Consider the following 20,375-nt stretch of genomic DNA (forward strand, 5'->3'; position numbering starts at 1 on the left):
GCCAGTTTGATGGATGTGAAGGCTGAGCCCGATCGCAGCCGCGACGTTTCCCAACCCCTCGACAAACTCGGGCCGGATGAAACGCTGAAGGCCAACAGCGACTATCTGCGCGGCACGATCAAGCAGAGCTTGGCCGACGAGATCACGTCGGCGGTGGCGGCGAGCGACGCCAAGCTGATGAAGTTCTTCGGCATCTATCAGCAGGATGACCGCGACATCCGCGACGAGCGTCGGCGCCAGAAATTGGAAGCGGCGTTCTCATTCATGGCGCGCGTGCGGCTGCCGGGCGGCGTCTGCAGTCCCGGCCAGTGGCTGAAGCTTGACGATCTGGCGCGCAACTACGGGGGCGACACGCTGCGGCTGACCACGCGTCAGACGTTCCAGTTTCACCGTGTCATGAAGCACAACCTGCGCAGCCTGCTTCAGGGACTGCGCGACGTGCTGCTCGACACCAAGGCCGCCTGCGGCGACGACACCCGTGGCGTGATGTGCACGGTCAATCCCGATCTGTCGAAACTGCACGCCGAGGTTTATGCGCTTGCCAAGCGCGCGAGCGATCACGCCGTCCATCGAACGGGAGCCTACAAGGAAATCTGGTACGGCGCCGAGCGTGAGGAGACGGATGGTCCCGAGGAGCCGTTCTACGGCCGCACCTACATGCCGCGGAAGTTCAAGATCGGCTTCGCGATACCGCCGAGCAACGACATCGACGTCTACGGCCAGGATCTCGGCTTCATCGCCATCGCGCGTCGCGGCAAGCTGAAAGGCTTCAACGTCGCCATCGGCGGCGGCCTTGGCCGCACCGATCAGTCGCCCAAGACCTATCCGCGCCTGGCCAGCGTCATCGGCTACATCGACGCCGACAAGCTGTTTCCGACCATCGATGCGGTGATGTCGGTGCAGCGCGACTACGGTGATCGGCTCGACCGGCTGCACGCCCGCTTCAAGTATACCATCGACGAAAAGGGACTCGACTGGATCAAGGCGGAGACCGAGCGCCGGCTCGGCTTCGCGCTCAAGCCTGCGGAGCCCTACACCTTCACCTCGAACGGCGATCCGCTCGGCTGGGTCAAGGGCGAGGACGGCCGCGAGCATTGCATCCTGTTCATCCAGAACGGCCGCATCATCAACACACCGGACTTTCCGATGATGGACGGCTTGCGCGCCATTGCGCAGGTCCACAAGGGCATGTTCCGCGTCACGCCGAACCAGAACCTGATCATTGCCGACATCGCTTCCGAGGACCGGCCGGCGATTGAAGCGCTGATGAAGCAATACGGTCTCGACCAGTTCGAGACCCGCAGCGGCTTGCGCCTCAACTCGATGGCTTGCGTTGCGCTTCCGACCTGCGGTCTGGCGATGGCCGAAAGCGAGCGCTATCTGCCCGATCTCGTCACCAGGATCGAGGCCATTCTTAATACCCACGGGCTCAAGGATGACCCCATTACCATTCGCATGACCGGCTGCCCGAACGGTTGCGCGCGACCCTACATCGCCGAGATCGGCCTGACTGGCCGCGCTCCTGGCAAGTACAATCTTTATCTCGGCGGCGGCTTCCACGGCGAGCGCCTCAACAAGATGTATCTGGAGAATGTCGGCGAGCCCGCGATCCTGGAAGCGCTGGACAAGACGCTCGGCCACTATGCCCGCGAGCGCAAGCCGGGCGAACATTTCGGCGACTTTGCCATTCGCGCCGGTTATGTCGCGGAGGTCAAGGAAGGGCGGTTCTTCAACGACTAATGGCGCCGCCGGCCCATTTATATTTCGGCTGAAGCTCTTTAAATATGTCGCGATCGGCTGGTCGCGACATCCCGGACGGGATGTGCGCTCGCCGCATTTCATCGAAAGTCCACGAACATCATGCCCGAATCTACGAACCTGAAAACGGTCGCGGCCGCAAACGGCATCGCGACCGAAGATGCCTTCGGAGCGGTGACGCCGCCGCTCTGCCTGTCGAGCACTTTCATCTGGCCCGGCTTCGGGCGCAGCGGCCCGCACGAATATACCCGTACCAGCAACCCCACCCGGACGTTGCTGGCCGACACTCTCGCCAAGCTCGAAGGCGGCGCCGGCGCGGTGGTGGTGTCCTCGGGTTTGGCCGCGATCGATCTTGTGCTGTCGCAACTGTCGCGCGATGAGGTCGTGATTGCGCCGCATGACTGTTACGGCGGCACTCAACGCCTGCTGGTGAACCGCCGCGACCGCGGCCACTTCAAGGTAGTTTTTGTCGATCAGAACGATACGGCGGCGCTGACGGCCGCCTTGCAGGACAGGCCCAGGCTCGTCCTGATCGAAACTCCGAGCAATCCTCTGATGCGCATCGTCGACATCCGGGCGATTGTCGCGCAGGCCGGAGCGGTTGGCGCCAAAGTCGCCGTCGACAATACGTTTCTGTCGCCCGCTCTGCAGCGCCCCATAGCGCTCGGGGCGGATTTTGTCATTCACTCGACGACGAAATATCTCAACGGCCACTCGGATATGGTCGGCGGCGCCGTGATCGCGGCCGATGCCGCTGATGCCGAGGCGCTGGCGACCTGGGCCAATATCGTCGGCACGACGGGGGCGCCGTTCGATTCGTATCTGGCGCTTCGCGGCATCCGCACGCTGTTTCCGCGCATGGAATGGCAGCAGCGCAATGCGCAGGCGGTCGCCGAGTTTCTTGTGAAGCATCCGCTTGTCGCCGCGTGTCACTATCCGGGATTGCCCACGCATCCGGGCCATGCCGTCGCCAAGGCCCAGCAATCCGGCTTTGGCGCGATGCTGAGTTTCGAACTGAAAGGAAGCGACCTGGAAGCCGCCAGTTTCGTCGAGGCCGTGAAGCTTTTCAGTCTCGCGGAGTCGCTCGGCGGCACCGAGAGCCTGGTGGCTCATCCCGCGACGATGACCCATGCCAGCATGTCGGAGGAAGCGCGTAGCGCCGCCGGCATAACCAGCGGTCTTATCCGGCTTTCAATCGGCCTGGAGGACGCCGCCGACCTGATCGCCGATTTGGACCAGGCTCTTGCCAGGATCAATGCATCGGCTCGTTCAAAAGCGACCGCCTGAACGGTCACGGGTAGACACCCGCAGGGCAAAGATCCGCTTGTTATAAAAAACGCGGAGCCGATAGGCTCCGCGTCAACAGCTCGGATATGTCGGCACGACCGTGCGCCGAAAAATTCTGTCGCCTACGGACAGGGATGACGATAGCCGTCCAAGCCGAGATACGTTCCGGATGCCGGATCGTAGGAGCGGAAACGCTGCGCGCAATAGGCCGCGTTCTGTTGTGCGGCCGCGTTGGCCTGACCGGCAGCGATAGCGCCGCCGATAATGGCGCCTGCAGCCAGGCCGCCGATCAACGCCCCGGCGCCGCCGCCCCCGCCATGATAGTGGCGATGATGGTGGTGATGACCATAATGATGGCCATAATACTGAACAGCCTCGATCGAGGATGGAGCCGCGTTGCTTATATTGGACTGGCCCATGAGCGGTGCTGATGTCGCCGGCACGGAAAAGGCAAACGCTACGGAACCGGCGAGCAATGCCGGTAACATGATCTTCGATCGCATGATCAATCTCCTCAATGGCAGGTATCGGGACGGTGGGATATTTGGTCAAGACGTCGTGATTGGCGAGGCGTCAGATTGACGCGAGCGGGTGGAATGGCACGGGTTAAGGATGAATGGACTGGCGTGAAGACATGCGTCAAACCAGAAAGATAAAGTCTCTCGCCTGATTACGTCAGAGGCGGGAAGGTTGGCGGGAAGGTTCCTCCGACGAGCTACACCACGACGCTCAGCCGCTTCGCGGCGCGGGTGATGCCAGTGTAGAGCCATCGTGCGCGGCTGTCCTGAAACGCGAAACTTTCGTCGAACAGCACCACGTCGTCCCATTGCGAGCCCTGCGACTTGTGCACCGTCAGGACATAGCCGTAGTCGAACTCGTCGTAGGGCTTGCGCTGCTCCCACGGAATATCCTCGATGCCGCCGGCGAAGCAGTCCTGCCGCACCGAGACTTTCGTCACCTTGTGCGCGAATTCTTCATCAGGGGACAGCCGCATCGTGATGATTTTCGATTTCGAGGCCGCGCGCGACTTCACGCGCCACAAGCCGCCGTTGAACAGCGCCTTTTTGCGGTTGTTGCGCAGGCAGACCAGCTTGTCTCCGGCCACCGGCAGCGGGTCCTCGATATTCTGCCGCTGCCGCATCCGCATGTTGTAGGAGCGGCGGGTGTTGTTGCGGCCGACCAGCACCTGGTCGGCGTTCATCACGCGTGCGGGATCCAACTCGCCGCGCGCCACGACTTCGCTTTCGCCGTAGCGGCCGATGTCAAGCTCGCGGCCGTCGCGAACGTCCATCGACATGCGCACGATCGGGTCGTCCTGGGCCTGCCGGTGAACCTCCGTCAGCATCGCGTCCGGATCGGCGCTGGTGAAGAAGCCGCCGCCCTGGATCGGCGGCAACTGTGCGGGATCTCCCAGCACCAGCAACGGGCAGTCGAACGACATCAGGTCGCGACCGAGTTCGGCGTCGACCATGGAACACTCATCGATCACGATGAGCTTGGCCTTGGAGGCGGGCGCATCGTCCCACAACTCGAAACTCGGTTGCTCCTCGCCGGATTCGCGGGCGCGATAGATCAGCGAGTGAATCGTCGACGCGCCGTCGCAGCCCTTGTTGCGCATCACCAGCGCGGCCTTGCCGGTGAAGGCCGCGAACTTGACCTCGCCGTCGACGCCGTCGGCGATATGGCGCGCCAGCGTGGTCTTGCCGGTGCCGGCATAGCCGAACAAGCGGAACACCTGTGGCGTGCTACCTTTACCGGGTTTGGCTTTCAGCCAGTCGGCGACGGCTTTAAGCGCTGTGTCCTGATGCGGCGAAAAGGAGGTCATGGGTCCAGACGGATGACGGAGCCTGCGCCGCGACGCCGCGACTCGTTTTATGAAAGCTGAATAGCGTGGACGAGCTGATCCGACCAGTCAACCGGGCGATTAAGAGCTTCGCTTTATATCGCGTGGAGGATGGAGTTCGTATATCCCCCGAGCTGCTTTTACATTGATCGTTGAGTACAGAGGACGGACATCAACCAACTCCCACGCCAGCCACCCGTCCTCGAAATAACTGCTGCAAGCTGCGGCCATGTCTTCTGGTACAAACGGGCGAACTGTAGCAACGCGCACTATGGCAACAACGCGACCTTCATCATCTTCATCGCCTTCATTTCGAAGAAACCTGTTATTCTCGACGATCAACAGATCTTCATCAGCACGCAGACTGGGCTTCCAGCGCCGCACTTCCAGCGTCTTCTCGCCAGATGCGATTTGAGTGCCGCTTGGTTTTACAAGCGATAGTGCTTTCATAAATTTCAATCTCTCGCCCGGCATATTTAAAGACAACGACAAATCACTGACGGCCGCATAGCACCGATTTGACGTAGCAAGAAAGCGCTGATTCAAGGCTTCCTTTTGACGCAGGCTTATTCTTTTACGTGTGACTCTCGTTTGCCGCACCGAAAGCGGGAAGGGCGCTCAGGTCGTCGGAACGAAGGCGCGATGATCACCGTTGCCGGGAGGCGTGATCGGGATCCCGCCGTCGGCGTATTCGTTGAGCTTGTTGCGCAGCGTCCGGATCGAGATGCCGAGAATGTTCGCGGCGTGGGTCCGGTTGCCGAGGCAATGTTTCAGCGTTTCGAGAATCAGGTCGCGTTCGACGTCGGCCACGGTGCGGCCGACCAGCGCCCGCGTCACCTGCTCGGCGGCGAGCGTGGCATGGGCGACGGCGGGCGCGGTCTTCGCCAGGTCGAGACGGTCGCCGTCGGGCGTCAAAATCGCGTCGGCGCCGATCTCGTCGTCGCTCGTCATCAAGACCGCGCGGTGAATGGTGTTCTCCAGCTCGCGGACATTGCCTTGCCAGCGGTTCGTCGTCAGCACGCGCCGCGCGTCGGCCGACAGCGAACGCACCGGCAGGCCGTTGGCTTCGGCATATTTCTTTGCGAAATGCTGCGCCAGTTCGAGAATGTCGGCGGGACGCTCGCGCAGCGGCGGGATCTTCAGGTTCACGACGTTGAGACGGAACAGCAGGTCCTCACGGAAGGTCCCCTCGCGCACGGCCTCCGCAAGGTTGCGGTTCGATGTGGCAATGATGCGGATGTCGACCGGCACCGGCCGCGTGCCGCCGACGCGATCGATCACGCGCTCCTGGATGGCGCGCAGCAACTTGGATTGCAGCCGAACGTCCATCTCGGAAATTTCATCGAGCAGCAGCGTGCCCCCGGTGGCCTCCTCGAATTTGCCGATGCGGCGCGCGACCGCGCCGGTGAACGCGCCCTTCTCATGACCGAACAGTTCGGATTCCAGAAGATGCTCCGGGATCGCCGCGCAATTGATCGAGATGAACGGCCGCTTGGCGCGGTTGGAACGGGTGTGGACATACCGCGCCAGCACTTCCTTGCCGGTGCCGGATTCGCCGGTGATCATGATCGAGGCGTCGGAGCCGGCGATCTGCTGCGCCAGCTTGATGACCCGGGCCATTGCCTCGTCGCGGTAAATGAGATCGCGGGAATCGTTCGCCACGGCGGCGAGCACCGCGGCGATCAGTTCCGGATCTGGCGGCAGCGGGATGTATTCCTTGGCGCCTGCATGGATCGCGGCGACAGCGGCTCGCGCGTCGCTGGTGATGCCGCAGGCGACGATCGGCACGTGAATGTGTTCCGCCTCGAGCCGCATGACGAGAGCGCGGATGTCGAGATCGACATCGACCAGAAGGAGATCGGCGCCCTTGCCGCCGCGAAGCACGGCCATGGCCTGTTCGTTGCCGTCGGCGTGGGTGACGGAGGCGCCATTGTCCATCGCGATCTTGGTGGCGGTCGTGAGCTGGCCCTTCAGTGTGCCAACGATGAGAAGCCGCATGATCTGCTCCTGTTATGTGTCCCGGCTCGCGGCGGGCGTCAGGCTTTGTCGGCCTTGATGATTTCGGTCATGGTCACGCCGAGCTTGTCCTCCACGAGAACGACCTCGCCGCGCGCCACCAGCCTGTTGTTGACGTAGATGTCGATGGCCTCGCCGACACGCCGGTCGAGTTCCAGAACGCTGCCGGGCCCAAGTTTGAGAAGCGCGCCGACGTCCATCCTTGAGCGGCCGAGCACGGCGGACACCTGGACAGGAACGTCGAACACCGCCTCGAGATCGGAGGCGACCCGCGAAACCTGCTCATCCTCGCTGTATCCGACATCATCATCCGCCGGCGCATCGGCGGCATTGAGGTCGGGAAGCGGCACCTGGGTGTCGTTATCGCTCATTGTTCGTCCCCATGCCTCAGGTGTTGCCGTTCGATTTGCGAGCCATGTAGCCGCGCACCAGGTCGTCGATCCTGGCATTGACAGCGGCGCGTTCCAGCACGACCCCGCCGTCGGCCCACTCGATCCGGCAGTCGCCGGTCTCGATGTCGGGTTCGGCGAGTATGACGAGATGTCCGGTAAACCCGTGTTGTTTGGCGAGGCGCTCGATCTGCTCGCGCGCCGCGTCGTAGAGCTGGTCGTTGATCCGCACCACGAGATGCGGCGTCGACACCAGATGCCGGAAGCTGTCGCGGATCAGCGCAATGATCTCCGTCAAGGGTTCGGCGGCCATCAACTCGCTGCACAATTTGCGCGCGACGGCGACGGCGACGTCGACTGCCTCGGTCTCCATCCGCGCTTCGACCCCGCTGACGCCTTGAGCGATTCTCTGGAGGCTTGCGGCGATGTTCTCGATCGCCAGCGCGATACGGCGGTCGCTCTGAACCCTGGCTTCGCGCTGCGCGGCATCGAACCCGTTCTGATAGGCCCGGGATTCCGCGGCCGCGATCTGCTGCGCGATCTCCTGAGCCGTGGGCGCCCGCTCGCTGGATTTATGCGGAACCGAGAAGTCCGTGTCGAACAGGAATTTTGCCGGAGCGCCCATCAGTACACCAGCTCGTCGTCGGCGCGGTTCTTGGACAGCATGATTTCGCCCTTGGCGGCGAGGTCCTTGGCGAGATTGACCAATAGCGCCTGCGCCTCGTCGACATCGCGCAGCCGGACTGGTCCAAGCGCCGCCATGTCGTCCATCAGCATTTTCGCTGCGCGTGACGACATGTTGCCCATGAAGAAGGCGCGAACCTCCTCGTTGGCGCTCTTCAGCGCGATGCCGAGCTTGTCCTTGTCGACGTGGCGCATCAAAGTTTGCGCCGAGCCCGCATCGAGCTTCACGAGGTCGTCGAAGGTGAACATCAGGGCCTTGATGCGTTCGGCAGACTCGCGGTTTTCTTCTTCCAGCGCGGTGATGAAGCGGGTCTCGGTCTGGCGGTCGAAATTGTTGAAGATTTCCGCCATCACCTCATGGGCGTCGCGGCGGCGGGTCTGCGACAGGTTGGACATGAATTCGCTGCGCAGCGTCTGCTCGACGCGCTCGATCACTTCCTTTTGCACCGCTTCCATCTTGAGCATGCGGCCGACCACGTCGAGCGCCATGTCTTCGGGCAGGATGGCGAGCACCCGTGCGGCGTGTTCGGATTTCAGCTTCGACAGTACGACAGCGATGGTCTGCGGATATTCGTTCTTGAGATAGTTCGCGAGCACCTCCTCCGGAACGTTGGACAGCTTTTCCCACATGTTGCGGCCCGCCGGTCCCCGGATCTCATCCATGATTCCGCTCACCCGGTCGGCGGGAAGGTATTGGGTCAGCAGCCGCTCGGTTGCATCGAAGTTGCCCATCAGCGCGCCTGAGGCCGACATCCGTGAGACGAATTCCAGCAGCAGGTCCTCGACCACATCGGCCTCGACCGTGCCGAGCGTGGACATCGCCAGCGACAGATCGCGAACCTCGTCGTCGTCCAGCATCGCCCAGACCTTGCCGCCGTATTGCTCGCCCAGCGCCAGCATCATCACGGCCGCCCGTTTCGGTCCGCTCATCGGCTTGGACTTGGGACGGTTGCTTTGACGACTGGCAAGCGAGGCGACGACGCTGGCGATATCGTTTGCGTTGGTGGTCTGAGGTATAGCCATGTCGGATCACGCGGGCTCGGTAAGCCATTGACGGATGATGGAGGCGGTTTCGGCGGGATTGCGCTCGGCCAGTTCGCCGACCCGATGCACGGATTGGGCGTGGACCTGCCCCTGCACCTGGGCAACGTCGATCAGTTGCGCGGTGGCGTTGTTGCCGGGAACGAGATTTTGTCCGGACCCGCCGGCCTGGGCGGTGGCATCGGCCGGAGCCGGCAGGGCGGACGGCGGACTGGGCGGCGGCGGCTCCGACGCCAGGATACGCTGGACCAGCGGACGGATCACCATGAACGTCACCACGAGGCCGAGCAGCATCATGACGGCGAGCTCGATGACGTACATCAGGTCGTCTTTGGTCAACTGCATCATTCCCAGCCAACCGGCCGGCTCGGAGAGCGGCACTACTGACGGCGGCTCGGCGAATTTGAGGTTGACCACCTCGACCTGGTCGCCGCGCTTCTGGTCGAAGCCGATGGCCGAGCGCACCAGCGTGGCGATGCGATCGAGCTGCTCCTTGCCGCGCTCCGCATAGACCATCTGGCCCTTGTCGTCTTTTGTATACGTGCCATCGACGAGAACGGCGACCGAGATGCGATTGACGCGGCCGACTTCGGTCACCTCGGTCTTGGTGGTGCGGGAGATTTCGTAGTTGTTGGTCTCTTCGCTCTTCTTGCTCTGGTCGCGCGCGGGGTTTGCCGTGTCCGACTGCTGGTTGCCGGGCAGCTCGTTGTTGACCGTGACCTGGCCGTTGTTCTCAGCGGTGACGGAGGATTCCTCGCGGGTCTGGCTGGATCGCAACACCCGGCCTTCCGGATCGAACTTGTCGGAGGTCTGGGTGATCTTGTTGTAGTCGAAGTCGGCGGAGAGCTCGACGCGTGCCCGGCCGCTTCCGACCACCGACGACACGATGGCCTCGACATGATTGCGCATGCGTTTTTCGAATGCAGCCCGCCGCTCGTCGCCGGTCGCGCCGTCGGCATCGGTGTTCGAGCCGTCGGCAAGCAATTGGCCGGCTTCGTCCACGATGGACACCCGCTGCGGTTTCAGCCCGTTGACGGCCGAGGCGACGAGATGGCGGATGGCGCGGATCTGCTGCGGTTCGAGGCCGCCGCGGACGCGCAGCACGATCGAGGCGGATGGCTGCGGCGCTTCGCGCGAGAACAGCGGCCGTTCGGGCAGCACCAGATGGACGCGGGCGTCCTGGATGCGGTCGATGGCGCGGATGGTGCGGGCGAGTTCGCCTTCCAGCGCGCGCAGGCGATTGATGTTCTGGACGAAGCTGGTGGTGCCGAGTGCGTCGGATTTGTCGAAGATCTCGTAGCCGACACCACCGCCCTTGGGCAGTCCCGCCTCGGCGAGCTTCATCCGCAGCCGCGTCACTTTGTCCTTCGGCACCATAATGACGGCGCCGTCGTTGCGCAGCTCGTAAGGAATGGCCTGGCGTTCGAGGTCCTTGATGATTCCCGAGGAGTCCTCGACGCTGAGGTCGGTAAAGAGGGTCGTCATCTGCGGGGTCGTGACGCGAATGATGACGAATGCGAAGAAGCCGATCAGCACGGCGGTGACGGCGACCATCGCCATCAGCCGTGACGCGCCCAGGCCTTTCAGAAATGCCAGCAGCCCCTGCAACGAACCAGCCCCTTGACCCGGCCCGCGGTAAAGGCCGACTCGGCAATTATTGCCTATGGTATGGTTTCGATATGGTTAACGACGGTTAAGACCCGTGACGAAATTGCTCAATGACAAAAAACCGGTCTCCAGAGGGAGACCGGTTTTCCGAGAATTCGCGCTAATCTGGAAGTGTTTTACTGACGATATTGCTGGATTCGCGTGGTGCGCAGACCGGCAAGGCCGTGCTGGTCGATCGAGAACTGCCAGGACAGGAATTCATCGACCGTCAACGTATAGCGGCTGCAAGCTTCCTCGAGGGAGAGCAATCCGCCGCGTACCGCGGCGACGACCTCGGCCTTGCGGCGGATCACCCACCGTTTGGTGCCGGGCGCGGGCAGATCGGCGATCGTTAACGGGCTTCCGTCGGGCCCGATGACGTATTTTACCCTCGGGCGATGGGGTTCTGTCATGGCGTACTCACAAACTCTAAACCACTGAACTCGCCGAGGAAGCTACGCCTTGCGGCTTAAAACCCACCGTTTGGTGCCGGGCGCGGGCAGATCGGCGATCGTTAACGGGCTTCCGTCGGGCCCGATGACGTATTTTACCCTCGGGCGATGGGGTTCTGTCATGGCGTACTCACAAACTCTAAACCACTGAACTCGCCGAGGAAGCTACGCCTTGCGGCTTAAAATTTGCCTAAGCCCAAGGCTTCAATACGATTCTCCTTGAAAAGACCGCTCGGAAGCGACGCCGGGCCCTTGGTTCAGTGGCGCAAGACCGGTCGGATCATGAGCGGGAAGGTAGTTTCTGACAGCCGGGCACGAGCCGCGCCGGTCAATTCACGATGCGCTTGATCTGGCTGATCGTGTAGCTCTGGCCGCCGATCGACAGCAGTGGCGGCGATTGGGTGAGATCGACCGAATTCACCTGACCCTGAATCTGCGTCGAGACCATGACCGGATTGCCGGAGGCATCCGCCCCCGTCGCCGTCAGCGTGTATTTGCCGTCGGGCCATTGCGTGCCGTCGTTGCCGAGGCCGTTCCAGGCGAAAACCTGATTGTCGCCGGCATTGACGTCGTATGATCCGGAGAAAACGTTCTGGCCGGTGCTGTTGGCGATGTTGACGGTGAGGGTGGAGGCGGCCGGGACGCTGAGCTGCCAGGTCGCCGCGCTGTTGGTCATGGTGGCGGTACTGCCGTCGACCACGGCGTTCTTGCCGACGAAGTCCAGCGCCTGCGTCGCCTGCGTCGTCTGCTGCAGCGAGACGAGGCTCGCGAGCTGGTCGTTCGTTCTCAACTGCTGCTCGACGCCGGCAAACTGCACAAGCTGCTGGGTGAACTGGTTGGTGTCCAGCGGATCGAGCGGGTTCTGGTTCTGCAACTGCGTCGTCAGCAGCGTCAGGAAGGTCTGGAAGTTGCCGGCGAGCGTGCTGTTGGTGCTTGCTGCCGCGGAGTTGGAGGAAGCGGGCAACGCCGTCGTGCCCGACACCACCTGCTGAACCGCAGAGCCCACTGAACTCGTCATGTCCGTCTCCTACACTCTGATATCGAGGCCGCTGCTCGATGCGAGCATCCGGCCATAGCTTCGCCCGGCCGCCGCCGGAACGATGTCGTCTTCGGTTATGATCAGGCGCTGCGCATTGCGCCCGGTATCGTCGCGCGGGCTCTGGCCCTGCGAGGACTGGTCGCGCAGGCTGAATTGCAGGCCGCCGTCGCCGGTCTTCAGGCCCGCATCCTGCAGCGCGCGCTGGAGCTGCGGCGCGTCCTGCCGCAGCATTGCAAGCGTTTCCGGCTTCTCGACCGTCAGATGCGAGGTGACCCGGCCCTGGCGGTCGACGTCGAGGCGGACATCGATGCGGCCCAAGTCGGCGGGGTCGAGCCGGATTTCGAAGCGGCTCTTGCCGCTTTGTGCCGTGACCGCGATCTGGACCGCCAGCCCGTTCAGCGGCACCGCGCCGGCGGCCACCGCGACGTTGTACTGAGGCGCCGCGGGCGTTGTTGTCGCGGCGGTTGATTGCATCTGGGGCTGCGCGACGGCGCTATTGATGCCCTGCGGCTGAGCGCTGTCGGGCTGGCCGGGCTGCGGTTGCGCGGCGTCGACCGCTGCGGCTGGATGATGCGCCGCCGTCGCTCCCGGCTGCGCCGCGGGCGCGTCGGTGTCGGACGCGGCGGTCTTGGTGCCGTCGGCGGCGGCGGCATCGTGCTTGCGATCGCCGGGCGTGGCGTCGTGCGGCACGTTCGGGCTCGCGGCGGCAGCTGGCGCTGATGCATCCGAGGTCGTTGGTTGAGGCTGGAGTCCGGTCATGACTGATGCGGCCGTCCTGGCCGGTTGCGCATTGTCCGGCGTCTTTCCGGTCGCTTTCGCGGCGGCCGGTGCTGCCGCGGCGACGACGGTTGCCAGGGCCTCGCCGGCTTCACCGATCTGCATGGCGGTGGTTTGCGCGGCCCGGAGCGCCTCAGGCGGGGCTGTCGCTTCCGGGATGATCGCCGCCGTGGCTGCCGCGGTATCGGCGTCGCCGGCTGCTAGCGTCGCCACGACCGGTGGCGTGACCGGGACGGCCACCGCAAGCGGGATTGTGACGGGTTGCGAGGATGCGGCCGGGTCTGTCGTTGTGACGTCCGAAGCCGTCGGCACGGGATCTGGAGCGTCCCCGGTCGAGGCGGTCTCGGTATCGTCGTGTCGATGGTGGTGTCCGGCGTGTGATGCCTTGGTGCCGGTATCGGCCTTCTGAATGCCGGTGCCGGGCTCAGTGGTCGAATTGATCTGCGGCGGCTGGCGGGACGATGCCTGGGGACCGTGTGCCTGCATGTCGCCGCCGTCGGGAGTGGCGCGGCGAGAGGCGGGCAGCCGGTCAGGACGCAGACCGCGCCGATCGGACAGATTCGGCGTCTGCGCGCCCGCAGCCTGCGAGGCATGCGCGTTAGCATCGACCATGGCCGCGAAGGTATCGCCCGGCGGTGACCGCTCGTCCGGCTCAGCCTTGAGCTCGGATTTGGGCTCAAGCCCCGGCCGCGCGCTCTGGAACGACACGCTGGGGACGGATTCTGGTATCACGGTACGCACAGGCAACCTCTCGCGATAGGGCGCCAAGTGAGCAGCAAGGACCGGGCCATCATCCGGTCTGGTTGTAAAATTAGCGTATTCAACGAGTTACGTGGAACGCGCGGCGGCCGGAACGGTCGATCCGGCTGCTTGCTTTCTGCCCGGCGGCAAGATTTGCCGCTGGTCCGTTGCCGTCGTCCGGCCGTGATTGCCTCGCAGGAATACGGACTATATTACTATAACAAAAGGTGGTCTTTCGGTCGGACAAACGGAACGGAATCCCCGCTCCGGAACACCGCGAAAGTCTCCGATCCGCAAGGCGCGTGTGATCTTGCGCGATCTCAGGTATGACGGGATCAATGCTCAACAGTCTGGATCTGGAAGGCCGTCCTCAGGATACGCGGGTCGTGGTCGCCATGTCGGGCGGTGTCGATTCGTCGGTGACGGCCGCGCTGTTGAAGTCCGAGGGTTACGATGTCGTTGGAATAACCCTGCAGCTCTACGATCACGGCGCGGCCACCCATCGTAAGGGCGCCTGCTGTGCCGGTCAGGACATCCATGACGCCCGCAACGTTGCCGAGCGTCTCGGCATTCCGCACTATGTGCTGGATTATGAAAGCCGTTTCCGCGAAACCGTGATCGAGAATTTCGCGGACAGCTATGCCTCGGGCGAGACGCCGGTGCCCTGCATCGAGTGCAACCGCCTGGTGAAGTTCCGCGACCTTTTGGCCACCGCGCGCGAGCTTGGCGCCACCGCGCTGGCGACCGGCCATTACGTCGCCTCACGCCGTCTGGCTGGTGGATCGCGCGCGCTGCTCTGTGCCGCCGATGCGGACCGTGACCAGAGCTACTTTCTGTTCGCCACCACGCGCGAGCAACTCGATTTTCTGCGCTTTCCGCTCGGCGACATGACGAAGGCGCAGACCCGCGAACTGGCGCGGCGCTTCGAGCTGTCGGTTGCCGACAAGCATGACAGCCAGGATATCTGTTTCGTGCCGACCGGCCGCTACACCGATGTCATCAGCCGGTTGAAGCCGAATGCATTGGAGCCCGGCGATATCGTCGATCTCGACGGACACGTCCTCGGCCATCACGAGGGCATCGTGCATTTCACGGTCGGACAGCGCCGTGGCCTCGGCATCGCTTCCGGCGCGCCGCTTTACGTCCTGAGTCTCGATGCCGCCAACCGGCGTCTGGTCGTCGGACCGCGCGAAGCGTTGAAGATGCATCGTATCGTGCTGCGCGACGTGAACTGGATCGGCGACGGTGCGCTCGATCGCGCCGTGGGAGCAGGGCTTGAACTGTTCGTGCGGGTTCGCTCGACCCGCAAGCCTCAGCCGGCGTGGCTGCGCGCCGTCGACGGCCGCTATGAGATTGAACTCGTGGCCGGCGAGGAGGGCGTATCGCCCGGTCAGGCCTGCGTGTTCTATGATGGGCCGGAAGGTCAGGCGCGGGTGCTCGGCGGCGGGTTCATCGCGCGCGCCATGGCGAAGCGCGCAAGCGGTGCGGCCATGCAGAGCGGTACGTCGGTGGCGCCTCTCGCCGCCGAATTGCGCGGGTAGAGGCGGGACGAGGAAAAAAGTGTATCGTGGTTTCCGCCCGTATCCCGCTTCTTGAAATATTGGAATCGGTCACGTTCATGATTCCGGATCGATTCGATCCGGGATCATCGTAATCCAGAACGCGCAGGGGAGCATGGGCAACGATATCGACCGCGCCGGCGTCGCGAAGGCCTATGGCCGCTGGGCGCCGATCTACGATCTCGTGTTCGGCAAGGTTTTCGATCCGGGCCGCCAATCCACCATTGCCATCGCCGATACGATCGGCGGTCGTATCCTTGACGTCGGCGTCGGCACCGGACTGTCGCTGTCGGATTATGCGTCCACCACGAAACTGTGCGGCGTCGACATTTCCGAACCGATGCTGCGCAAGGCGCAGCAGCGCGTGCGTGCGCTCAATCTCACGAACGTCGAAACCCTGGCGGTGATGGACGCCAGGAATCTCGCCTTTGCAGATTCGTTTTTCGATGCGGTGGTGGCGCAGTATGTCATCACCGCGGTGCCGGATCCTGAAGCGACATTGGACGATTTTATCCGTGTGCTGAAGCCGGGCGGCGAACTGATCCTGGTCAATCACATCGGCGCCGAGCGGGGAGCGCGCCGTCTGTTCGAACTGGCGTTTGCGCCATTGGCGCGGCGGCTGGGCTGGCGCCCGGAATTCCCGTGGGCGCGTCTCGTGAACTGGGCGGCGAAGCACGGCGGCGTCACACTTTCCGAGCGTCGCCCGATGCCGCCGATGGGGCACTTCTCGCTGATCCGCTACCGCAAATCCTGATTGCCGGTTCCCGAGGAACAACCGTTGCGACCGTTCGTTGCCGTGGCATGCGGATGAAAGCCACGTCTATATTTTTATTCGTCGCGATTATTGCGCTCGCGGATACCGCCTTTGCACAGGCGCCGCCGACACCGGGGACATCTCCTGCCGTCCCGACTCCAGCACCCTCCACGAATACAGGCGTTTGCGCCCCCCACGATACGGCGCCGCCGAATCGAACGACGACCGGCGAGCGCAGGGAGCCGCTCGGCGACAAATTGGCGAAATCCGACGGCGTGCTGTGCCCGCCTCCGGATGTCGATCCGGAGATGCGTGCGCCGACGCCGGAAGGCGGCAACACGCCGGTCATCCCGCCACCCGGCAGCCCTGGCGGCGATCCTACCGTGCGGCCAAAATAAGAGCCTGTTTGCTTTTCGGGTGTTCCGGGCGCGCTGCGGCACGAAGTGACGCTGCATTGACTCGGGATCGTCGCAGAAAACCTCGCAAAGACCCGGCTCAGCAGCGCACCGTTTCACGCTGCGCTGCATCCGGGGAACGGCCGGGAGATGCCCGGTGACTTTTCAAACAGCCTCGAACCGCTGTCGTGCAATAAGCTGGCATATCGGGCGGCTTTGCTTGACAGGTCCTTTGGCGGCTTTTTATATGCCGCGCGTTCACGACTCTCGTCTATTGTGGACGCTGCGGCGAGGTAGCTCAGCTGGTTAGAGCACGGGAATCATAATCCTGGGGTCGGGGGTTCGAGTCCCTCCCTCGCTACCAGAAATATTCGTCTGTTTCGAATAGTTGCGGTGATGTCTTTTGCGCTTCCGCGTGCGGAAACGTATTGTACCAATTTTGTGCCGATGGACTGACTGCGCAGCAAGCAATCGCGCGAGCGCTCGGGCCCGCTTGATCGCGCCGCCTCGCCTCGTCAAACAAATCTACTGAATTGATGCGGCAGTCTCCTGCCGAGGCGCGAAGGTTAGCTACGGACCTACTCCGCTGATTGCTTGCGTTCGCGCTCGCTCGGGCCGAGGCGCTAAAGTCTTTCACCGTTTCATGGAAACAGTGAAAGACTCTAGGCTCTTGATTTGACGCGTTTTCTTCACGCGAACCGGTATCCACTTCGCTAGAAAACGCTATAGACTGCTGCCGACGCTTCCGAATTGCGTAGCACCACCGGGAGCGGCCTGGCGCCGCTGCGGCGCGCTATTCGTCCTCTGACAGCTCGGCGTCCCAGCCACGCGCCTTGGCGCGGGCGATGGCCTCGGCATAGACGCGGTTGTGGCGCTCGGCGAGCTCTGGCGGCAGCGCGCTAGGCAGGTTGCCGTACTCATCCCAGAGCTGCTCTATTTTGCTCTTCAGAATCTGCATTTGGCCGATGTCCCAGCCCGCGCAGTCCTGTGTTTCGGGGATGAGACCGAACACACGCGCATCAAGCACGATGCGCCCGAGCTGAGTGATGCCGTATACGTCCTGATCGAGCCCGACGTATTTTTTATTCGTGGGGGAGTGCGTGTTTTTATTCATGCTTGGACGCGAACGAGTTCTTGGACGCGAACGAGTTGCGCGGTTGCGGTCGCCACGGATGTATCAGTTCGCCTTAGGCATTGAATAAGCAATTCAAATTTTTCCTTATTGAGTTCATCACTTATCGTAATAACAGTTCGGTCAGCCGGGGCTGGCGGACCCTAGCCGCTCCGCATTGTGCCATCCCGTTCGGCATTATGCCATCCCGATCGCGAGGAGTATCTACCGTGGACCAATGGGTCTCTTGGTGTCTCGTGGCGTTGCCGATGCTGCCGGTGCTTTCGGCAATCGTCGCCCCGCTGGCCGGAACCGATAGGCCGGCACGGGCAGGGCGTATCAGCGTGGCCATGCTCGTCGCCACCTGCGCGACCGCACTGGCGTTGCTGGTGGTGGTGTTGCAGGTGCCGCAGGAACGCGCGGCTTTGGCGCAACTCGGACCGGCGGTTCTGCTGCTCGACCATCTTGCCGTGGCAATGGCGGTACTGGTGTCGGCTATCAGCTTGGTGGTGCATGTTTACGCACTGCACTACATGGCCGACGAGCCCGGTTATGCGCGGTTTTTCGCCTTGCTGGACCTGATGACCGCCGTGATCCTGCTGATGGTCACCGCCGGCGATCTGCTCACGCTGTTGGCCGCCTGGTTCCTGATCGGGGTGCTTCTATTCTTTCTGCTGGGCTTCGATGCCAGCCGCAAGGCCAGCGGCCGCTATGCCTTCTGGACGTTCCTGACCTATCGCGTGGGTGATCTGCCGCTGGTCGGCGCGACGCTACTGTTGTGGCATGGCTACGGCACGACGCAGCTGCCGGAACTGTTCGCCCGGATCAGCGCCAATCCGAACGTTGAACTCGGAGAAGTGGCGGTGGTGCCGCTGGCAGCGCTGCTGCTGGCGCTGGCGGCATTTGCCCGCTCGGCGCAATTCTTTATGCATACCTGGCTACCTTACACCATGGACGGCCCCACGCCTGTGTCGGCACTGATGCATGCGGGCATTGTCAATGCCGGGGGATTTTTGTTCAACCGCTTCGCCCCGGTATTTATCCACGCGCCCGACGTGCTGCACCTGTCCTTCGTCGTCGGCGTGGTGACGGCGCTGACCGGCTCGGCGCTGATGCTGACGCAGAACGACGTCAAGAAATCCCTTGGCTATTCCACCATGGGGCAGATGGGCTTCATGATTATGGAATGCGGCCTGGGCGCATTTTCGCTTGCCGTCTATCACCTGATCGCGCACGGGCTATTCAAAGCCACGCTGTTCCTCGGCTCGGGCAGTGTAATCGGCGATACCCGACGCGACGATGGCGTGCCGCCGGACGACATCTACACCTTTGTGGTCGAACGCCGTCCGCTTCGCGCTGTGAAGGTGCCCTGGCTATTGGCCGCGCTCATCACCGTGCTGGTGCCGGCGTTGATGCTGGGCCTGTCGCACTGGATGGTGGCCGAGGACTTCTTCCACAAGCAGGGCGCGGTCGTGCTGCTGTTCTTCGGCTGGGTCACCGGCGCGCAGGCGTTCTTCTCAATTCACAAGCTGCCCAGCGAGAACCCCTGGCGCTCATTGACCATGATCCTGCTGTCTTTCCTCATCGTGGTGGTGGGCTACGCCCTGATCGCGCATGCGTTCGAAACCTTCCTCTACCCCGATCCGGATCTGCGCGACGCAATCTATGCCGCGGCGGGCATCAACGCCTTGGCTTTCGACGTCCTCGTGGTGTTCCTCACGCTCGTGTTGGTCGGCGCCTGGCTGGTGACTTTTTATGCCGAGTCGCTCGAACTCGAAGGACGGCCCGGCACGCTGTGGAATGCCATCTACCTCAATCTCTACACCCTGTTTACGCGGGAGTTCTACGTGTCCGACGTTTACACCCAACTGGCGCGCGGTGCGCTCACCGCGGCCAAGCGGGTAAATATCTGGCTGCGGTGGGTCTGAACCGCCATGATCGAACTGCTCCTTGCCCTGATCCTGCTGCCGCTGTTTCCCCTGAGCCTGTTGGCCAACGCCGCGCTCCAGGCGCTCCCCGTCTGGTTGCGCGTTCCCGCGCTGCTGGCGCTGCCCGCAGCCGGCGCACTGCTGCTTAGCCAAACGACTGTGCCGCCCGGACCGCTGGCTACCGCGCTGCAGGTACTGGCGGCGTTTACCGCGTTGCTCTATGCGTGGCGGCTGCTCGCAGTGCGCGAGGTGTTCGTTTGGGCGCGGCTGCAGGCCACCTCGGCTTGGCCGCTGGTGTGGTTGGCCTGGCTGCATGGTCTGCGCGGTGTGGCCCTCCTGCTCGTGGCTCTGGCGATGACAATCCCGGCTGCCGTGTTGATCATTCTCGGCTGCAGCCTCAGCCGCCGGCTCGGAGGGGCGTATCTCGGACTGCGCGGACGCATTGGCCCGGCCTATCCACGCCTGACCGGCGCTTGGGTCGTGGCAATGATCGCGGTTCTGGCCGCGCCGCCGTTCCCGGGATTCTTTGCCATGCTCGCGGTGCTGCAGCAGGTTCCTGCTGGTCCGGCGGCCGTGGTGCTCGCGGTGTGGCTTTTGTGGAGTTGGGCGGCCGCGGTGTTGTGGCAGCACGCCCTATTCGGGGATGAGTGGCCGCGCGCGGTGGGCACGGTTGACCTGTCGCGCAGCGCCGTTGCCCCGTGGCTGGTGCTCGCCGCCGCTGCCGCTGTGCTGGGTTCGATCGGAGGATGGTCGTGGTGGATGCACTGAACCTCGGACGGCGCCTGCGGGTGCGCTCGACCGCCTACGTGGCGGGTGAGCCGGTGCCGTTTTTCTGGCCGATGCGCAACTTCATTCACCACAATCCGCTCTACGGCCTTGAGGATATGCCCTTCGAGCAGGCGGTGCGGCGCGGCGCGGAGCTGTTCCATGCGCGCATGTTCCTGCCGCGCGGCA

20 protein-coding genes, 1 tRNA gene and 1 pseudogene are annotated in these 20,375 nt (G+C 63.3%); 9 read left to right on the plus strand and 13 right to left on the minus strand.

Features of this window, described 5'->3' with window-relative positions:
* Nucleotides 1-9 precede the first annotated feature (9 nt).
* Both BGO16_RS13065 and metB read left to right on the plus strand, forming a co-directional pair.
* Nucleotides 10-1,740, plus strand: coding sequence for an NADPH-dependent assimilatory sulfite reductase hemoprotein subunit (locus BGO16_RS13065; protein ID WP_292619172.1), 1,731 nt, complete (start codon nucleotides 10-12; stop codon nucleotides 1,738-1,740).
* A gap of 120 nt (nucleotides 1,741-1,860) precedes the next feature.
* Nucleotides 1,861-3,045 carry a cystathionine gamma-synthase gene (gene metB, locus BGO16_RS13070; RefSeq protein ID WP_292619173.1) on the plus strand — a complete coding sequence of 395 codons (1,185 nt, stop codon included), beginning with the start codon at nucleotides 1,861-1,863 and terminating at the stop codon, nucleotides 3,043-3,045.
* Between the two features lie 122 nt (nucleotides 3,046-3,167).
* Here the strand turns inward: metB and BGO16_RS13075 are convergent, their stop codons facing one another.
* From BGO16_RS13075 to BGO16_RS13130, 12 genes and pseudogenes are all read right to left on the minus strand, one after another.
* A complete protein-coding gene (locus tag BGO16_RS13075; RefSeq protein ID WP_292619192.1) occupies nucleotides 3,168-3,551 on the minus strand; it encodes a BA14K family protein in 384 nt (127 codons plus the stop codon).
* Between the two features lie 209 nt (nucleotides 3,552-3,760).
* Entirely contained in the window at nucleotides 3,761-4,870 is a 1,110-nt protein-coding gene (locus BGO16_RS13080) for an ATP-dependent RecD-like DNA helicase (RefSeq protein WP_292619174.1), read from the minus strand.
* A 99-nt stretch (nucleotides 4,871-4,969) separates the two neighbouring features.
* Nucleotides 4,970-5,434 (minus strand): ASCH domain-containing protein, encoded by a 465-nt coding sequence (locus BGO16_RS13085; RefSeq protein WP_292619176.1) that lies wholly within the window; start codon nucleotides 5,432-5,434, stop codon nucleotides 4,970-4,972.
* A gap of 72 nt (nucleotides 5,435-5,506) precedes the next feature.
* Entirely contained in the window at nucleotides 5,507-6,886 is a 1,380-nt protein-coding gene (locus BGO16_RS13090; RefSeq protein WP_292619177.1) for a sigma-54 dependent transcriptional regulator, read from the minus strand.
* A gap of 38 nt (nucleotides 6,887-6,924) precedes the next feature.
* Nucleotides 6,925-7,275: a flagellar motor switch protein FliN gene (fliN, locus tag BGO16_RS13095; RefSeq protein ID WP_292619178.1), complete on the minus strand. Its 351-nt coding sequence runs from the start codon at nucleotides 7,273-7,275 to the stop codon at nucleotides 6,925-6,927.
* A 16-nt stretch (nucleotides 7,276-7,291) separates the two neighbouring features.
* Nucleotides 7,292-7,918 carry a FliH/SctL family protein gene (locus BGO16_RS13100; RefSeq protein ID WP_292619179.1) on the minus strand — a complete coding sequence of 209 codons (627 nt, stop codon included), beginning with the start codon at nucleotides 7,916-7,918 and terminating at the stop codon, nucleotides 7,292-7,294.
* The gene (gene fliG, locus BGO16_RS13105) at nucleotides 7,918-9,000 is read right to left on the minus strand and encodes a flagellar motor switch protein FliG (RefSeq protein ID WP_292619180.1); all 1,083 of its coding nucleotides are present in this window, start codon (nucleotides 8,998-9,000) and stop codon (nucleotides 7,918-7,920) included. Before fliG ends, BGO16_RS13100 begins: the two co-directional genes overlap by 1 nt.
* 6 nt (nucleotides 9,001-9,006) lie before the next feature.
* Nucleotides 9,007-10,626 carry a flagellar basal-body MS-ring/collar protein FliF gene (gene fliF, locus BGO16_RS13110; RefSeq protein WP_292619181.1) on the minus strand — a complete coding sequence of 540 codons (1,620 nt, stop codon included), beginning with the start codon at nucleotides 10,624-10,626 and terminating at the stop codon, nucleotides 9,007-9,009.
* Nucleotides 10,627-10,802: 176 nt separating this feature from the next.
* The gene (locus BGO16_RS13115; RefSeq protein ID WP_002714638.1) at nucleotides 10,803-11,078 is read right to left on the minus strand and encodes a DUF1153 domain-containing protein; all 276 of its coding nucleotides are present in this window, start codon (nucleotides 11,076-11,078) and stop codon (nucleotides 10,803-10,805) included.
* Between the two features lie 45 nt (nucleotides 11,079-11,123).
* A pseudogene (locus BGO16_RS13120) lies at nucleotides 11,124-11,240 on the minus strand (DUF1153 domain-containing protein); the annotation flags it as partial.
* Between the two features lie 205 nt (nucleotides 11,241-11,445).
* Nucleotides 11,446-12,135 (minus strand): flagellar hook capping FlgD N-terminal domain-containing protein, encoded by a 690-nt coding sequence (locus BGO16_RS13125; RefSeq protein ID WP_292619182.1) that lies wholly within the window; start codon nucleotides 12,133-12,135, stop codon nucleotides 11,446-11,448.
* Between the two features lie 9 nt (nucleotides 12,136-12,144).
* Entirely contained in the window at nucleotides 12,145-13,674 is a 1,530-nt protein-coding gene (locus tag BGO16_RS13130) for a flagellar hook-length control protein FliK (RefSeq protein ID WP_292619184.1), read from the minus strand.
* A gap of 338 nt (nucleotides 13,675-14,012) precedes the next feature.
* On the opposite strand from BGO16_RS13130, the gene mnmA reads away from it, so the two are divergent.
* The 4 genes from mnmA to BGO16_RS13150 all read left to right on the plus strand — a co-directional run bounded on the left by mnmA (nucleotide 14,013) and on the right by BGO16_RS13150 (nucleotide 16,746).
* Nucleotides 14,013-15,215 carry a tRNA 2-thiouridine(34) synthase MnmA gene (mnmA, locus tag BGO16_RS13135; RefSeq protein ID WP_292619193.1) on the plus strand — a complete coding sequence of 401 codons (1,203 nt, stop codon included), beginning with the start codon at nucleotides 14,013-14,015 and terminating at the stop codon, nucleotides 15,213-15,215.
* Between the two features lie 133 nt (nucleotides 15,216-15,348).
* The gene (locus BGO16_RS13140; RefSeq protein ID WP_292619185.1) at nucleotides 15,349-15,987 is read left to right on the plus strand and encodes a class I SAM-dependent methyltransferase; all 639 of its coding nucleotides are present in this window, start codon (nucleotides 15,349-15,351) and stop codon (nucleotides 15,985-15,987) included.
* 47 nt (nucleotides 15,988-16,034) lie between these two features.
* On the plus strand, nucleotides 16,035-16,385 hold the full coding sequence (locus BGO16_RS13145) for a hypothetical protein (RefSeq protein WP_292619186.1): 351 nt from the start codon (nucleotides 16,035-16,037) through the stop codon (nucleotides 16,383-16,385).
* A gap of 284 nt (nucleotides 16,386-16,669) precedes the next feature.
* A tRNA-Met gene (locus tag BGO16_RS13150) sits at nucleotides 16,670-16,746 on the plus strand.
* A gap of 429 nt (nucleotides 16,747-17,175) precedes the next feature.
* On the opposite strand, the gene BGO16_RS13155 is transcribed toward BGO16_RS13150, so the two are convergent.
* Nucleotides 17,176-17,496 carry a hypothetical protein gene (locus BGO16_RS13155; RefSeq protein ID WP_292619187.1) on the minus strand — a complete coding sequence of 107 codons (321 nt, stop codon included), beginning with the start codon at nucleotides 17,494-17,496 and terminating at the stop codon, nucleotides 17,176-17,178.
* Nucleotides 17,497-17,723: 227 nt separating this feature from the next.
* Here BGO16_RS13155 and BGO16_RS13160 point away from each other — a divergent pair, with 227 nt between their 5' ends.
* From BGO16_RS13160 to BGO16_RS13170, 3 genes are all read left to right on the plus strand, one after another.
* The gene (locus tag BGO16_RS13160) at nucleotides 17,724-19,421 is read left to right on the plus strand and encodes a proton-conducting transporter membrane subunit (protein ID WP_292619188.1); all 1,698 of its coding nucleotides are present in this window, start codon (nucleotides 17,724-17,726) and stop codon (nucleotides 19,419-19,421) included.
* 6 nt (nucleotides 19,422-19,427) lie between these two features.
* Nucleotides 19,428-20,189 carry a hypothetical protein gene (locus BGO16_RS13165; RefSeq protein ID WP_292619189.1) on the plus strand — a complete coding sequence of 254 codons (762 nt, stop codon included), beginning with the start codon at nucleotides 19,428-19,430 and terminating at the stop codon, nucleotides 20,187-20,189.
* On the plus strand, nucleotides 20,168-20,375 hold a 208-nt coding region (locus tag BGO16_RS13170; RefSeq protein WP_292619191.1), incomplete at its 3' end, for a putative inorganic carbon transporter subunit DabA. The genes BGO16_RS13165 and BGO16_RS13170, both read left to right, overlap by 22 nt.

The sequence above is a fragment of the Nitrobacter sp. 62-23 genome (assembly GCF_001897285.1).
Classification (GTDB): domain Bacteria; phylum Pseudomonadota; class Alphaproteobacteria; order Rhizobiales; family Xanthobacteraceae; genus Nitrobacter.

Bases quoted from the DNA above. Each gene is read 5' to 3' on its own strand.
- fliN (WP_292619178.1), bottom strand. From the start codon at position 7,275: ATGAGCGATAACGACACCCAGGTGCCGCTTCCCGACCTCAATGCCGCC.
- BGO16_RS13155 (WP_292619187.1), bottom strand. From the start codon at position 17,496: ATGAATAAAAACACGCACTCCCCCACGAATAAAAAATACGTCGGGCTC.
- mnmA (WP_292619193.1), top strand. From the start codon at position 14,013: ATGCTCAACAGTCTGGATCTGGAAGGCCGTCCTCAGGATACGCGGGTC.
- BGO16_RS13115 (WP_002714638.1), bottom strand. From the start codon at position 11,078: ATGACAGAACCCCATCGCCCGAGGGTAAAATACGTCATCGGGCCCGAC.
- BGO16_RS13165 (WP_292619189.1), top strand. From the start codon at position 19,428: ATGATCGAACTGCTCCTTGCCCTGATCCTGCTGCCGCTGTTTCCCCTG.
- BGO16_RS13140 (WP_292619185.1), top strand. From the start codon at position 15,349: ATGGGCAACGATATCGACCGCGCCGGCGTCGCGAAGGCCTATGGCCGC.
- BGO16_RS13100 (WP_292619179.1), bottom strand. From the start codon at position 7,918: ATGGGCGCTCCGGCAAAATTCCTGTTCGACACGGACTTCTCGGTTCCG.
- BGO16_RS13065 (WP_292619172.1), top strand. From the start codon at position 10: ATGGATGTGAAGGCTGAGCCCGATCGCAGCCGCGACGTTTCCCAACCC.
- metB (WP_292619173.1), top strand. From the start codon at position 1,861: ATGCCCGAATCTACGAACCTGAAAACGGTCGCGGCCGCAAACGGCATC.
- BGO16_RS13145 (WP_292619186.1), top strand. From the start codon at position 16,035: ATGCGGATGAAAGCCACGTCTATATTTTTATTCGTCGCGATTATTGCG.
- BGO16_RS13090 (WP_292619177.1), bottom strand. From the start codon at position 6,886: ATGCGGCTTCTCATCGTTGGCACACTGAAGGGCCAGCTCACGACCGCC.
- BGO16_RS13080 (WP_292619174.1), bottom strand. From the start codon at position 4,870: ATGACCTCCTTTTCGCCGCATCAGGACACAGCGCTTAAAGCCGTCGCC.
- BGO16_RS13125 (WP_292619182.1), bottom strand. From the start codon at position 12,135: ATGACGAGTTCAGTGGGCTCTGCGGTTCAGCAGGTGGTGTCGGGCACG.
- fliG (WP_292619180.1), bottom strand. From the start codon at position 9,000: ATGGCTATACCTCAGACCACCAACGCAAACGATATCGCCAGCGTCGTC.